This window comes from Microcystis sp. M179S2 (genome assembly GCF_020245805.1).
GTDB lineage: Bacteria > Cyanobacteriota > Cyanobacteriia > Cyanobacteriales > Microcystaceae > Microcystis > Microcystis aeruginosa.
This window is the reverse complement of sequence record NZ_JADBUE010000048.1, coordinates 1-12,895: the sequence shown is the minus strand read 5'-3', so window position 1 is coordinate 12,895 and position 12,895 is coordinate 1. Positions and strand designations below refer to the sequence as shown.

11 protein-coding genes and 2 pseudogenes are annotated in these 12,895 nt (G+C 46.8%); 9 read left to right on the top strand and 4 right to left on the bottom strand.

Annotated features, from left to right (window positions below):
- Window positions 1-136: 136 nt before the first annotated feature.
- The 3 genes and pseudogenes from ribA to IM500_RS02650 all read left to right on the top strand — a co-directional run.
- Window positions 137-889: pseudogene (gene ribA / locus IM500_RS02660) on the top strand (GTP cyclohydrolase II); the annotation flags it as partial.
- Between the two features lie 188 nt (window positions 890-1,077).
- Window positions 1,078-2,727, top strand: a complete 1,650-nt coding sequence (locus IM500_RS02655; RefSeq protein ID WP_502882349.1) for an iron uptake porin — start codon at window positions 1,078-1,080, stop codon at window positions 2,725-2,727.
- A gap of 68 nt (window positions 2,728-2,795) precedes the next feature.
- Window positions 2,796-3,980, top strand: a complete 1,185-nt coding sequence (locus IM500_RS02650) for an acyl-CoA dehydrogenase family protein (protein ID WP_190723798.1) — start codon at window positions 2,796-2,798, stop codon at window positions 3,978-3,980.
- A gap of 517 nt (window positions 3,981-4,497) precedes the next feature.
- Here IM500_RS02650 and IM500_RS02645 read toward each other — a convergent pair.
- Window positions 4,498-5,079 (bottom strand): hypothetical protein, encoded by a 582-nt coding sequence (locus IM500_RS02645; protein ID WP_190723799.1) that lies wholly within the window; start codon window positions 5,077-5,079, stop codon window positions 4,498-4,500.
- Window positions 5,080-5,328: 249 nt separating this feature from the next.
- The gene (locus IM500_RS02640; protein WP_190723800.1) at window positions 5,329-5,586 is read right to left on the bottom strand and encodes a hypothetical protein; all 258 of its coding nucleotides are present in this window, start codon (window positions 5,584-5,586) and stop codon (window positions 5,329-5,331) included.
- A 171-nt stretch (window positions 5,587-5,757) separates the two neighbouring features.
- On the opposite strand from IM500_RS02640, the gene IM500_RS02635 reads away from it, so the two are divergent.
- The 4 genes from IM500_RS02635 (at window position 5,758) to IM500_RS02620 (ending at window position 9,703) form a co-directional block, all read left to right on the top strand.
- Window positions 5,758-6,273, top strand: coding sequence for a helix-turn-helix domain-containing protein (locus IM500_RS02635; protein ID WP_190723801.1), 516 nt, complete (start codon window positions 5,758-5,760; stop codon window positions 6,271-6,273).
- A 455-nt stretch (window positions 6,274-6,728) separates the two neighbouring features.
- Window positions 6,729-7,877 (top strand): Re/Si-specific NAD(P)(+) transhydrogenase subunit alpha, encoded by a 1,149-nt coding sequence (locus IM500_RS02630; RefSeq protein WP_149979807.1) that lies wholly within the window; start codon window positions 6,729-6,731, stop codon window positions 7,875-7,877.
- Window positions 7,878-8,000: 123 nt separating this feature from the next.
- On the top strand, window positions 8,001-8,297 hold the full coding sequence (locus IM500_RS02625) for an NAD(P) transhydrogenase subunit alpha part 2 (protein WP_002785583.1): 297 nt from the start codon (window positions 8,001-8,003) through the stop codon (window positions 8,295-8,297).
- On the top strand, window positions 8,294-9,703 hold the full coding sequence (locus IM500_RS02620; RefSeq protein ID WP_002757688.1) for an NAD(P)(+) transhydrogenase (Re/Si-specific) subunit beta: 1,410 nt from the start codon (window positions 8,294-8,296) through the stop codon (window positions 9,701-9,703). The genes IM500_RS02625 and IM500_RS02620 overlap by 4 nt, the downstream gene beginning before the upstream one ends.
- A gap of 58 nt (window positions 9,704-9,761) precedes the next feature.
- Here IM500_RS02620 and IM500_RS02615 read toward each other — a convergent pair whose 3' ends face one another.
- Window positions 9,762-10,001 carry a hypothetical protein gene (locus tag IM500_RS02615; RefSeq protein ID WP_002757689.1) on the bottom strand — a complete coding sequence of 80 codons (240 nt, stop codon included), beginning with the start codon at window positions 9,999-10,001 and terminating at the stop codon, window positions 9,762-9,764.
- 235 nt (window positions 10,002-10,236) lie between these two features.
- On the opposite strand from IM500_RS02615, the gene IM500_RS02610 reads away from it, so the two are divergent.
- Window positions 10,237-11,709, top strand: a complete 1,473-nt coding sequence (locus IM500_RS02610) for a leucyl aminopeptidase (protein ID WP_190723802.1) — start codon at window positions 10,237-10,239, stop codon at window positions 11,707-11,709.
- 168 nt (window positions 11,710-11,877) lie between these two features.
- On the opposite strand, the pseudogene IM500_RS02605 reads toward IM500_RS02610, so the two are convergent.
- Window positions 11,878-12,084, bottom strand: a pseudogene (locus IM500_RS02605) (IS200/IS605 family transposase); the annotation flags it as partial.
- Between the two features lie 78 nt (window positions 12,085-12,162).
- Here IM500_RS02605 and IM500_RS02600 point away from each other — a divergent pair.
- A partial coding sequence (locus IM500_RS02600) for an RNA-guided endonuclease InsQ/TnpB family protein (protein WP_287737591.1) occupies window positions 12,163-12,895 on the top strand: 733 nt, incomplete at its 3' end.

Here is a 12,895-nt window from a genome sequence, read left to right as displayed (position 1 = left end):
CCCCGCTTGGGATTTACTTCGAGAAGCCCAAAATCGCTGAAACCCAGATAGATCAAGGAAAATCATAAATCGAGGTTAACCCTTTGTCCCGTAATGGTTTGAGCCTTTTTTGCTGACCGAAAACGCCTAAGTCCCATTAGCTGGACTCTACCCCGCCGGAATCATCTGCGAGATCCAGAACCCCAACGGCTCGATGGCGCGTTTACCGGAGTTGATGAGCTACGCGGACGAGTACGGTCTACCGATTATCCGAATCACCGATCTGATCCGCTATCGCGAAGCGGTAGAATCCTCGGTATCGCGGGAAGCGATCGCCCGTCTGCCTACGGAATTCGGCGAATTTAATATCTACGCCTATCGCGACCTCCTCGATGGTTCGGAAGCGACGGCGATCATCAAAGGCGATCCGGACAAATTCGGAGAGCGGACGACTCTGGTCCGAATTCATTCCCAGTGTTTTACCGGGGATGTTCTCGGTTCCTCCCGTTGTGATTGTCGCCAACAACTGCATATCGCCCTGAAATCGCTCGAAACCGCCGGACAAGGGGTTGTGGTCTATCTTCCACAGGAGGGACGAGGTGTCGGTCTGATCAATAAGCTCAAGGCCTACTCCCTACAGGATCTCGGCCTAGATACGGTAGATGCCAACAGGAGGCTAGGATTCGAGGCGGACGGGCGTACCTATCGGCTGGGAGCGCATATTCTCAAGGATTTGGGGGTAGCCGATATCCGTTTACTAACTAATAATCCCCAAAAAGTTCAGGGTCTCCGAGATTGGGGGATCAACATTGTCGAGCGAATCCCTCTCGTCATGCCTCCAAACTACCACAATCAACAGTATTTGCTGACAAAGCGGGAAAAACTAGGGCATCTGTTGCCGTTTAGCTAATCACTCCCCTTTTCTAGCGTAGGGGTCGGAAAAAGAGCAATGCCTGTTGGCAAAGCGGCGGAAGTTCTGCCCGTGTTCTCAAGATAGGACTCCTATTCCCCAGGCCTTAGGATTCTGCGGTTTTACCCTGGAATTCTGCTACAGCACCGGCTTGGGATAACGAGACTTTCTCAATTGCTGCCGGAGATATTGGAATCGATCGAGCGCGGTTCCGAGGATTCGTCTGGCCAAAAAACACCGACTATCTCTATTTTTTGGATGTGAGGATTTCGATGGTTTCTCTCTCTTGTAATTCGTTATGGCGACCTTCTCTCCTACTGGGAAGCGTTTTCTTTGCCGTACCCGCGTTCGCTCAAATCGACCCTTCGGGTTTACCGCTAACCGATATGTCGAAAAACCATCCCGATCCAGCGATGGCGCAACTCACTTCTGTGTCCCAACTTGCCGATGTTCCGCCGACGGGCTGGGCGTTCGAGGCACTGCGATCGTTAGTGGAACGCTATGGCTGTATTGTCGGCTATCCCGACCGCACCTATCGGGGCGACCGCGCCTTAACCCGTTGGGAATTTGCCGCCGGTTTGAATGCTTGTTTAAACTCGATCGAGCGATCGCTGCAAGCAGGGGTTTCGATCGCCCAACGAGATCTCGATACACTCAAGCGCCTTGCCCAGGAATTTCAGGCCGAGTTAGGGGCTTTAGGGGCGAGAGTGGATAACCTAGAAAACCGGGCTGCTTTCCTAGAAGACCATTCCTTTTCGACGACCACGAAACTACTGGGTGAGGCGATTTTCGTGGTCGCCAACGCCTTTCAAGGTGCGAGGGAGGGGAGCAATACCGTGTTTCAAGATCGCGTGCGTCTTCGGTTCGTCAGCAGTTTTACGGGCAAAGACCAGTTAAACGTAAGGTTAGATGCCGGTAATGCCCGACGATTTAATCTGGGGGATGGGACTCCGGAAGCTACTCAATCCTTTAACCTAGTTCCCTCTCTAGACAATAATGTCAATATCGGTTGGCTCGCCTATTATTTTCCCATTGGCGAGCGCATTTCCGCCTATATTGCAGCGGTCAATGGTGTCACCTACGATTTTATCCCGACGCTGAACCCCTATCTCGATAGCGGTACGGGCGGCGGAAAAGCACTAACCGTGTTTGCGTCCGCCAACCCCATTTACCAGATCGGTGGGGGTGCGGGAGGTGGCTTTAACTATCAACTGAGCGATCGCTGGATCGCCAGCTTGGGTTATCTGGCCGGGGATCATGCCGATCCCAATCCGGGTAGTGGTCTTTTTAATGGTCAATACGCTGCGATCGCCCAAATCGCTTGGCTCGATTCTCGATCGGGTTTCGGGATCACCTACGTCCACGCCTACCAAAATCGGGGAGATTTATTTGACATCGGCAGTAGTTTTGGTATCGTCGGCACTAGGCAGGCTAATAATCCTTTTGGCACCCCATTGATCAGTGATTCCTTCGGTGCGTCGGGGTTCTTTACCATCACGCCGAACTTGGCGATTAATGGTTTCCTAGGCTATACCAACTCTAGAAATCTCCAAGGACCCGGAAATGCTGACATTTGGTACTATAGTCTAGGTTTCGCCTTTCCCGATGTGGGCAAAGATGGCAATCTGGGCGGTCTCGTGGTTGGCGTTCAGCCCTATCAAGCCAATAATCCCACGGATGCCAAGGATTTACCGATCCATGTCGAGGCTTTTTACAAATATCAAATTAATGACAATATCGCCATCACTCCTGGCTTATTTTGGCTGATCAACCCCGGTCAAAATAGTAATAATACCAGTGTTATTATCGGTACACTGAGAACCACATTTACCTTCTAGCAATCCAGAAAATTTCCCCCTATACCTTCCTGTTTAGGGGGATTCAATATATCTAAGGAATCTCGATCATGTCAGTATCCCCTAGTCAGTCTGCCGATTATTATCTATCTCTCGCGGTTTCTCTGGCATCGGAATTCGCCATCGATGCAGTGGAGCGAGACCATCAGGGTGGAACCCCGAAACTGGCGCGCGATCGCCTCCGCCAAAGTGGTCTTTTGACCTTAATTATTCCCCGAGAATACGGTGGTTCTGGCGAGAGTTGGATTACCTTATTTCGCATCGTTCGAGAGTTCGCCCAAGTCGATAGCTCGATCGCTCATATTTTTTCCTACCATCATCTTGGGGTGATCGTTCCCCATCTTTTCGGGACGATCGAACACAAGGAATACTACTACAAGGAAACCATCCGACAGAATTGGTTTTGGGCGAATGCGTTAAATCCCTTGGATCGTCGGACAGCGATCGCTTCCGAGGGCGATATTTTCCGACTAGAAGGCAAGAAAAGCTTCTGTTCAGGTTCGTGGGATTCTGACATTTTACCCGTTACGGCGATCGATCAGCAGACGGGGAAAATATCGGTTCTTGTGGTTCCCACCCAGCGTGAGGGAGTAGAACTGCACGCCGATTGGGATAATATGGGTCAACGGCAAACCGATAGTGGTAGTGTTTCGTTTCATAATGTGGCGATTTACCCCCGGGAGTTTTTCGGTTCGCAAGCCTTTCCTGCGCCACCTTTCGCCACTTTCCGCGCCTGTTTAACCCAGTTGAATCTAGCCAATATCTACTTGGGGATTGCTCTGGGGGCTTTTGAGGCCGCAGGACGGTACACGAGAGAGCAAACCCGTCCTTGGCTAACTGCCGGGGTCGAGCGAGCGACGGAAGATCCCTATCTCCTGCATCGTTACGGCAGTCTGTGGGTCGATTTAGAGGCGGCCAGGGGTTTGGTTGATCGAGCAACGGAAATTCTACAGGACGCTTGGGAGGAACAATGGAATCTCACCGCAGAAAAGCGCGGTCGCTGTGCCGTTGCGATCGCAGTGGCTAAGGTGGCGGCGACACGGGTGGGATTAGAGGTGGTGAATCAAATGTTCGAGGTCATGGGGGCGAGGGCGACATCGAGTTCCTACGGGTTTGATCGCTACTGGCGGAATCTACGAACTTTTACCCTTCATGATCCTGTGGATTACAAAATTCGCGATCTGGGCAATTGGATTGTCAATGAAAAATTCCCGGAACCGAATTTTTATTCTTAATAACGCTCTCCTAAGAAACAGAGCTAGTTGCTGGACGACTTCGATTCTCGATCACGGGTTCCCTATTTTACCCACAACAGAAAATTCTCTCAAGGGATGGATTTTTAATTACATACACTATGTAATTAAAAACATATACTTTTTAGTGCGATTGGCAGGGGCGGAAATCGGGTGACTGAGTAGGAAGTCTTTTAAACCGAAATGAGGTTAAGAGCAATTGATATCTACATTAAGGTAATTTTAAGATCGCCACCTACCTAGAAAACAAGCCCCAACTCTATTCGGGTTATGGGGCAAATTCACGAAAAGTACATCGCTTTCGATGGAAAGTATATACCTTTCTACCAAAATTATAACTATTATGACACAGAACACGATAGGGGGGTGTTGCCTCTTGCATCATCTCAACAAGCAATTTAAATACGCGGGCAGCTTATCCCTGTTCTTATTACTAGACAAGGGCAGCTTTGTCGATATTAAACATCTGATTAGGTTTTGCCGAGCAGAATTATCCACCCTATTCCGTTAATCCTTCAGCGTGTTTAACCGAGCGTAGTTGGTTAAGAAATTGCTCTATTTCTTGAGTTTTATCAATCTTGGGTGGTAAATTAAAGCCATATTCAAGAGGAGCATCAATAACAATAATTTTTTGATTATTGATGTTACTTTCGTCAATCAACCATAAAGCATGGGTTTGATAAGCTGGAATCACTAATAATCTGACTATGATATTTTCTTCAGGGATATTTTCATCAATCCAGCTAATAGCTTGATCGAATTTTTGTGCTAATTCCGATTGAAAAATTTCATCCACAGACCAATCTGTAGGTTCACTGCCAAGGCTACTAGAGCGAGCGTAGGCGATCGGGGTATTATCTGATTTTACTTGCAGATGCCATTGCCCTGATGGATGAGCTAAACGGGTTAAATCGTTGGTTGGTTCAACCACTGCATTTGCGGGTAGATTCCAGACATCTACACTTTCATGCAAAGCAGGGGAAACTGCACCGAGAGACTCAGTTATTCTAGACAAGCTAAAACCTACTTTTCTTTGTAATTGAGTTAAAACGTCATCGGGTAAAGTTTTAAAATGTGCCATTTTAGTTTATCTCTTAATATTGATCCATGTCCATCGCCATTGACCTTCGCCATAGGCAGTTTTAACTCGATCATGGACTCTTAAAGGCATTAAATTTTTTCCTTTTACCTTGTTCCAAGGCTGAGCCTTGGAACTTAATATCTAAGGCTCTGCCTTACTTCAATGTATTATCCTTTAGGTAGAACCTGAAATCAAGCGTTCCCAGATAGAATCTGGGAACGAGACGACAAAAAATGCGATCGCACTGCACTAGAACAATACTAGCCAGCCGACTGCTTCTAGCACCTGTTCAGAGGTGATAACCCCAGCAACAGAAGCAGCCGCTTCAGTAGTGACAGCCTCAGTAACTACAGCACTTCCAGATTGTGCCGCAGCTGTTTCCACCATTGCTGCCGCCTCTGGACTGAGAGTAGATCCAGCAATATCTTGCACAGCTTGAGCGTTGGCCATGTGGGGAGCAGGATGAGCCGTTACCCATAGACTCATGATTAAAGCAATAGGATTCATTGCTACAACCTCAATATATAATTTTGTTAAACATGATAATTAATGAACTCATGAACTGGCAAGACGGCAAAAAACGGATATTGTCGGGAGTTTTATTAAGCCTCTTTACAAAAGTCGGAAAATAACGGATAATGTCGGAAGGTAAAGCTTAAAATTATAAAATAATCAGATATGGACACTCAAGAGGTTTTCAAAGAGATTGATAATCTTGTTTTTAGTCAAACAGGAAAACACCTTGACACCCTACAAATAGGCATTTTAAAAGGTGTTTTTAATGGACAAAAATATGCAAAAATAGCAGGAGAGTATAAATGTTCTGAAGGTCATGCTAGAGATAAAGGCTATGAACTTTTGCACATTCTCTCAGAAGCATTAGGCGAAGATTTAAACAAATCAAATGTTCGATCAGCAATTGAAAGATTAATAATTACTAATAGTAGCAATAACTTGGTTAATTCTGGACAAATTGACAAACTTAATTTTTGTCCTAACTCCCCTCAATCTCCTGAAAACTTAGCCACGGATAATTCTGATATAATTGAAACCGAAAACTTGTTGATTGAAGAAAAATTAAAAGAAGCAAAACTAGAAACCGTTCCCAGACTGGTGCAAGTAGGGCTAACTGCTGAACAAATTGCTCAAGCCCTCGATTTGCCTTTGTCATTAATTTTGGAAACTTTAAGGTAATTTCCTAATGGATAGCACAATAGTTTTTTTGTCAAAATCTCAGAAAGAATCGAGGCAATGTTATTCTTCATGTCTCTCTGCTTATTAGTTTATAATCTCGGTGAGGGAGAATTGAGAAACAACTTACAGCCTTTCTCATAAAGATGAAGTATAACCTAAATTGGTATCTACGACCGAAGACCAGTTAATGTTAACCGTTCTGGCGTTCCCAAAAAAGAGAAACTTGTACCTCATTATTAGAAAAAAATTTCCAAGCAATGCCGCTCAAAACCCTTTAATTCTGAAGATAATCCTAAGATTCACCCCGAAAAAGAGCCAGAAAGGTGAGGATAGCTAGGATGGAAGTGAAAAGCAATTTTGACTCGAAATTATCCCAAGGGATCGATCGCATTTAACGAAACCCTTACCCTAACAGCATAGGACAAGAGAAGGACTTACTAAGGAGAAACCCAGCCATGAAAATCGGCGTAATCAAAGAAAGTGACCAAGGCGAGGCGCGGGTGGCGCTAGTGCCGGATACCGTCGCCCGTTTAGTCAAGGCGGGATTTGAGGTAATTGTCCAAAATGGGGCGGGAATTAGCGCTAACTTTGCCGATAGTGCCTATAGTGCCGTGGGAGCCGCCCTGAGCGAAAACAGCGAATATATCTATGAAACTGCTGATATTATTCTCAAAGTGGTCCCTCCTAGCGATAGCGAGATCGATCGCCTCAAAAATGGTGGTATCCTCATCGGCTTTCTCGATCCCCTGCGTCAACCCCGGCGCATTGCCAAATTAGCCGAGCGCGGGATCACCGCTTTGAGCATGGAATTAATTCCCCGCAGTAGTCGCGCCCAGAGTATGGATGCCCTCTCCTCTCAGGCTAACCTCGCCGGTTACAAAGCGGTACTCCTCGCCGCCGTTGAGCTGCCGAAAATGTTCCCGATGATGACTACCGCCGCCGGTACGATCGCCCCAGCCAAAGTGCTGGTATTGGGGGCAGGAGTTGCCGGATTGCAAGCTTGCGCTACCGCCCGCCGTTTGGGGGCAGTGGTGGAGGCTTTTGATATTCGTCCCCAAGTCAAAGAAGAAGTGCAGAGTGTCGGGGCGAAATTTATTGAAATGCCCCTAGAAGAAGATACCGTCGCCGATAACGGTTACGCCAAAGAGGTTTCCCTTAGCACACAGGAGCGCATTTGTCAAGCCCTAACGGAACCAATTAAGCGGGCTGATGTGGTGATCACCACCGCCCAAGTACCGGGGAAACAGGCCCCGCTGCTAGTCACCAAAGAAATGATCGCCACCATGAAAGCGGGGTCGGTAATCGTTGATTTAGCGGCGGAACAGGGCGGAAATTGCGCCTACACCCAACCGGGACGAGAAATCATCGTTAATGGGGTAAAAATCGTCGGAGCCGTTAATCTTCCTGCCACAGTGGCCACCAATGCCAGCCAGATGTACGCCAAAAACCTGCAAATGCTGCTACAGCTTCTAGTCAGCAAAGAGGGCAGTTTAAACCTCGATTTTGCCGATGACATCATTGATAGTGCCTGTGTCACCCACGCCGGCGAAATCCGCAACCAACGCATTAAATCCGCCCTCAGTGAACAGTTATCCGCTTTTTAGCTATCAGGATTCAGGAGTCAGTATTCAGTATTCAGGAGGCAGTATTCTCCCCACTTCCCCAATCCCCCACTTCCCTATCCCCCAACCCCTATCCCCAACCCCCATCCCCTTTTTACTTAACCAATGACTGCCCAACTTTTAACCGCTTTAGTGGTATTTGTCCTCGCTTCCTTTGTCGGTTTCGAGGTAATCAATAAAGTCCCTCCCACTCTCCATACACCCCTGATGTCGGGAGCGAATGCAATTTCAGGTATCGCCGTTGTCGGTGCGCTCCTCATCGCCGGAGGCACGGATTGGCACCAATTAACCGTAATTTTAGGGTTAATTGCCGTTATTTTGGCGATGGTTAACGTGGTCGGTGGTTTTGTCGTTACCGATCGAATGCTGCAAATGTTCAAGAAAAAAGAGGCTAAATCATGAATAATGCCCTTATCACAGGGATCGAGTTGTCCTATCTACTTGCCGCCATTTTATTTATCATCGGTCTTAAACAATTATCTTCCCCCGCTACCGCCCGTCAAGGCAATTTTCTGGCTGCCATCGGGATGCTAATCGCCATTATTGCCACCTTAATCAATCAAGAAATCCTCAGCTATGGTTTAATCGCCGTGGCGTTGGTGATTGGCTCGATTATCGGCCTAGTTTCGGCGCAAAAAGTCCCGATGACAGCTATGCCCCAAATGGTGGGGATTTTTAACGGTTTAGGCGGTGCTGCCAGCGCTTTAATTGCCATTGGCGAATACTGGCGTTTACTGCAAAGTGGTGAAAATATTGCCTTTGACTCGATACTGATCGCTATTTTGGGTATATTGATCGGTGGTGTCACTTTTACCGGTAGTGTCCTCGCTTTTGCCAAATTACAGGAATTAATCAGTGGCGCGCCCGTAACTTTTCCTTTCCAACAACCCTTTAACATTCTCTTGCTACTCACCTTTTTAGGGGGTAGTGTCTATCTCTTTTTTGATCCCACCTCGATCGATGTTTTCCTGACCTTGGTGGCACTTTCCCTAATTTTCGGGGCTTTATTCGTGCTTCCCATCGGCGGCGGCGATATGCCCGTGGTTATCTCCCTCTTAAACTCTTTTTCGGGACTTGCCGCCAGCGTAGTCGGTTTTATCCTGATGAATAGTATGCTGATCATCGCCGGTGCTTTGGTGGGTGCGTCGGGGATTATCCTGACTCAGATCATGTGTAAAGCCATGAATAGATCCCTGGCTAGTGTACTATTTGGGGCATTCGGGACAGGTGCTAGTGCCGGGGGCGAAGCGAGCGCCACTTCTAGCCTTGATAAATCAGTTCATGCTATTGATTCAGAAGAAGGGGCAATGATGCTCGGTTATGCGCGTTCTGTGGTGATTGTACCCGGTTACGGCATGGCGGTGGCCCAAGCACAACACGCAGTGCGAGAATTAGCCGAACAGTTGGAAAAAAATGGCGTTGAGGTTAAATATGCTATTCACCCCGTGGCGGGAAGAATGCCCGGCCACATGAATGTATTATTGGCCGAAGCTAATGTTCCCTATCCGCAACTCTACGATATGGATGATATTAATCCTGAGTTTGAGCGCGTCGATGTGGCGTTAATTATTGGGGCGAATGATGTGGTTAATCCCGCTGCCCGTCACGATAAAGCTAGTCCCATTTATGGAATGCCAATTCTCGACGTGGATAAGGCACAGCACACGATCGTGATTAAGCGGAGTATGCGATCGGGTTTTGCCGGGGTAGAAAACGAATTATTCTACAATCCCAAAACCTTTATGCTCTTTGGTAGCGCTCAAGATGTGGTAGCACAATTAGTATCACAAGTCAAGGATTTGTCATAATTCTTGACAAATAGGACGGGGTGAAAACCCCGTCTTTTTTTATCTGATTTTCCAGAGTTTAAAGATAATCCAGAACTAATTCCCCTTTGCTCACTTTTTCGGTAATTAAAGTTCTGACTAACTCTAATTCTTCCAGGGTCACTTTACCATCAGACCTCATAGCTAGGGCGATTCTTTCCCTTTCCCCTTGAGTGATCACGCCATCAACACTAGCCTGTTCGATAATAGCGCGCAACTTTTCTAGTTCCTGTTGTTCTTCTGCGGTTAATTCTGCTTGATTAGGACGAGATATTTCCATAAAAATTTCTCCTTGAGTGATCGACACAAACTTGATAATTTTTTTCTAAGTAGTAGAACCCATGGCAGTTATCCCCAGTCAGCATCAGCAATCAGGGACAATGATTTTAGCAAGAGCTAGACCTTGATTCTTGACAGGGAGCCACTAAACCTCAACAGATGATCGATGATAACTGATAGAGCTTACAGTATAGTGATTAATAGAAGCATTTTGCAAAGAATTATCGAGATAAAGAATGGATATTCGATCGACTGACACCTCGCCCCTTACTTGGACAGGAGATACTTTAGCCCTAGGTTTACCAGAAGGAGCCATCGAGATTGCAGGAGAATTGGCAGAATTAAACGATAAACTAGGGGGAAACCTAGGGGATCTCATCTCCGAGACGGAATTCGAGGGAAAATTAGGCAGCAGTGCGGCGACTCGTCTAGGTGGTGGTCCGATTCGCAAATTAATCCTGGTGGGATTGGGAAAAACTGCCGATTTCGACCTGCAAACCCTGCGTCTAGCGGCTGCTGCGATCGCTCGTCTGGCCAAACAACAAAAAAGCCAAGCTCTGGCCATCAGTTTACCAGTAGTTGGCGATCAGTCCGCCACTGCCGGAGCAATCACGGAAGGGCTGCTGCTGGCCACTCATCAGGATACCCGCTTCAAGTCCACTAAGGAGGAAAAAGGAGCCAAATTAGAAACCGTCGAGTTATTGGGTTTAGGAGAGCAAGCATCGGCGATCGCCAAGTCCGAGCAAATCTGTTCCGGGGTGATTCTGGCCAGAGAATTAGTCAATGCTCCCGCTAACACCGTCACCCCCCTGACCATGGCAGAAACCGCCGAGCAAATTGCCAGCGAATACGGATTAAGTCTCAAAATTCTGGAACAGGAAGAATGCGAAAGCTTGGGCATGGGAGCCTTCTTAGGAGTGGCCAAAGCCTCGGATATTCCCCCAAAATTCCTTCATTTAATCTATAAACCCCAAGGAACCCCGAAACGTAAACTAGCAATCGTCGGTAAAAGTTTAACCTTTGATTCCGGCGGTTTGAATATTAAAGGGGCTGGCAGTGGCATCGAAACCATGAAAATGGATATGGGGGGTGGTGCCGCCACCCTAGGCGCAGCCAAGGCGATCGCCCAATTACAGCCAGAAGTGGAAGTACACTTTATCTGTCCGGCTACGGAAAATATGATTAGTGGTCGCGCTATGCACCCCGGGGACATTTTAACCGCTTCTAACGGCAAAACTATTGAAGTCAATAACACCGATGCCGAGGGACGATTAACCCTGGCCGATGGCTTGGTTTTTGCGGAAAAATTAGAGGTGGATGCGATCGTGGATCTAGCCACTTTAACCGGGGCCTGTGTCATCGCTTTGGGGGACGATATCGCCGGTTTATGGAGTAGCGATGAGAGTCTCACTGTTCAACTCCAAGAGGCCGCTAAATTAGCCGGCGAAAAATTCTGGCCAATGCCCCTAGAAGAAAAATATTTCGAGGGGATGAAGTCTCAAATTGCCGATATGAAAAACACCGGCCCGCGCCCCGGCGGTTCCATTACAGCCGCTTTATTTTTGAAGCAATTCATTAATAATACTCCCTGGCTCCACCTAGATATCGCAGGACCGGTCTGGTCCGATAAGGAAAATGGCGTTAATAATTCCGGGGCCACCGGTTTTCCCGTCCGCACTCTAGTTAATTGGGTAATGGCCAATAATTAAGTTATCGGTAAGCAGTAAGCGGTATTAGGTGAGGAGTATTTTCACTGTTTACTGTTTACCGATCCCTGAAAAATCTGCCCCACCCCTCACCCCTATCTCAAGGTCGCGAGAGGACTCCCGTTAAACTGCGTAGCGGTTAACGGGAGATGAATCGCGACCAGAATGAAACTAACGCAGTAGCCTTTCCACTTTTGGGGAGTTTTGGTTCTCGACGTATTTTTTTAGTTGTTCGACAGTAACGTCGCCACAACTAGCCACGAAATAAGCTCCCGCCCAAAAATAGGGTTTGTTGTCGAAATACTTTGCCGCCAAATCCGGAAATTCTTGTCTAATTAAGCGACTACTAACTGTTTTAAGGTTAGCGATTAGTTTGGTCCATGATTGTAATTAGTTGATATACTAGGCAGTAAGTGTTACAATTTAACTATACATCACATCACGAAACTAACGACAGTGATAACGCTTACCTACCAGTACAAACTAAAGGTAAACAAGAAACAGGAACGAGAGATTGTCCACATTCTTGATGTTTGTAAGAGCGTTTATAATTACGCGCTCTCGGAACGGAAAGATTGGTTAAACTCTCGAAAGTGTCTTGCGGATCGCTGTTCGCTAGTTTCTGAGTACATAATTCCTGCGGATCAACCCTATCCAAATTACTTCGTTCAAGCTAAAAATCTAACGGAAGCTAAAAAAGTTTACCCGATATTAAAGACGGTTAACGCTCAAGTCTTACAGCAAGTTTTAAAAACTGTAGATAAAGCGTTTGACCAGATAAAATCGAAAGGCTTTGGCTTTCCTAGATTTAAGAAAAAGATGCGGAGTTTGGTTTTTCCTGCGCTGTCAAAAAACTTTCTAGGGGATGGATGTTTGAATTTTCCACAATTAGGAAAAATTAGAATCCGGCCATCTAGAGAATACCCGTCTGGGTTCGAGCCTAAACAAGCTCGAATTATCCAAAAAGCGTCGGGATTTTACGTTTCGGTTTCCTTCCAATCTCCGGAATTAGTTCCCGATATGACAGTAGGGAAGACCTGTTTAGGAATTGACGCGGGAATTGAGAGTTTTGTCGCTACTTCACGGGGAGATTTAATCAAAGCCCCTCGATTTTTGTTGAAAGTACAGAGTAAGCTTAAATTGCTACAAAGACGCTTGAAACATCAAGTCAAAGGCTCGAACAATTGGT